Annotated in this window: 2 protein-coding genes; both read left to right on the top strand. The window is 68.9% G+C overall.

Going from position 1 to position 1615, the window contains the following annotated elements:
- Positions 1–104: 104 nt before the first annotated feature.
- A complete protein-coding gene (locus FJY88_14260) occupies positions 105–467 on the top strand; it encodes a hypothetical protein (GenBank protein MBM3288491.1) in 363 nt (120 codons plus the stop codon).
- Between the two features lie 47 nt (positions 468–514).
- Positions 515–1615, top strand: a 1101-nt coding sequence (locus tag FJY88_14265; protein MBM3288492.1) for a tetratricopeptide repeat protein, incomplete at its 3' end; no start/stop codon positions are given.

Here is a 1615-nt window from a genome sequence, read left to right on the forward strand (position 1 = left end):
TCGAGCGCGCGCCTGCCGCCAGCCGGTTCGAGGTTCCCTCTGCCCCGCCGCGCCCACAGCCGGTGCCGTTTCCGGCCGCCCATGAGGCGATCCCCCATGTTCCTGTGGGGGAGCCGATCCTGGCGGGGTCGTCGCCCCTTTCGAGGCGCGCTCTGGATGACGAGCGTGAGACCGCGCCGATCGCGGCCGACCCGCAGCCGGGATGGGACATGCCGCCTCTGGCCCGGGAGCCCTTCGAGTCCGAGGCGTATTCCCCTGCGGCCGATGGCGGCGCCGCTTCGGCGCCCGAGCCGTGGATCGAGGAAGCGGCGACGGGGACCGAGTCGGGGCGAGAGGAGAGGGCCCCAGCCCTCTGGTCCCTTCGGCCGATCAGGAAGCTGCGCGCTCCCTCGCGCCTTCAGGGATTCAAGCTGGACGGCAAGAACCGTCTCGACATTCCGGCCTATCTGCGCAAGCAGATGGACTGAGCCGCCGCGCGATCGTCTAGACATCGGCCTTGGAGGCCACGGAGGGGATGATGTCGGTCCTGGGCCGCCTCTTTCACCGGGACGGCATGTCGGACTACCGTCGCGGGATCGTCCACTTCAACAACGGGGACTTCGATAGAGCCGTCGAGGCCTTCGAACGCACGCTCGAGAGCATCCAGAACCCATCGGATCCCTACTACAGCCTGGGGAGGTTCTATGCCGCGGAGGCCCACTCGAAGCTCGGGCTCTCCCTCTATCAACGCGGCGATCTCATCAGGGCGGCCGCGGAGTTCCGCAAGGCTCTCTCCTGCGGCTATCGCTATCCGGATCTCCACATGCATCTCGCGTCGATCCTCGATCGTCAGGGAGACGCAAAAGGGGCTGAGCAGCATCATCGCGCCGCGCTCGAGATCCATCCCGACTACCACGACGCGCGCTGCGGGCTCCTGATCGCGCTCCTTCGCCAGAGCAGGCCGGAGGAGGCGGCGATCGAGCTCGCGCGGTTGCGGGAAGCGGGATTCCCGCTGCCGCATGGAGCGGCGGGAGCGGAGAGGGACCTCTCCGATCCCGCTTTCGCGGAAGGGCTGCGCGATCAACTGGAGCAGCGCCAGAGGAGTCGCTGGGGCCTTCTCAAGGCCGTGGAGAGCTACGACCGGGGCGACAAGGGACAGGCGATCGCCGACCTCCGGGAGGCGATCGCGGGGCAGCCACGCTACGCCGATCTTCGCTGCAGGCTGGGAAGCCTGCTGATCGAGGCGGGCGCGATCGACGAAGCGCTCTCAGAGCTGGAAGTCGCCCTGGAAATCAACCCGCGCTATGTCGAGGCGCGCCTCCAGGCGGGACTCGCCTGTCTGAGGCTCGGGCAGCCGGCGAGGGCGATCGAGCACTTGCGTGTCGCCGCGTCGGAGCAACCGGCGTTCCCGGACGTCCATCTCTTCTTGGCCCTGGCCGTCCTGAGGGAGGGGGATCTGGGGACTGCTGCCGGCCTGCTCGAAAAGACGCTGGAGGAGGCTCCGCGCTTTCATCGAGCCCGCTATGCCCTCGGGCTGGTCCGTCTGGCACAGGGGCGCGGGGAGGAGGCGCTCCGGTTCCTGCGGGCGGCGGTCGACGGCGATCCGTTGCTCTCTCGCGCCAGGATCGACCTCGGC

This window comes from Candidatus Eisenbacteria bacterium (assembly GCA_016867495.1).
In the GTDB taxonomy this organism is placed as follows: domain Bacteria; phylum Eisenbacteria; class RBG-16-71-46; order CAIMUX01; family VGJL01; genus VGJL01.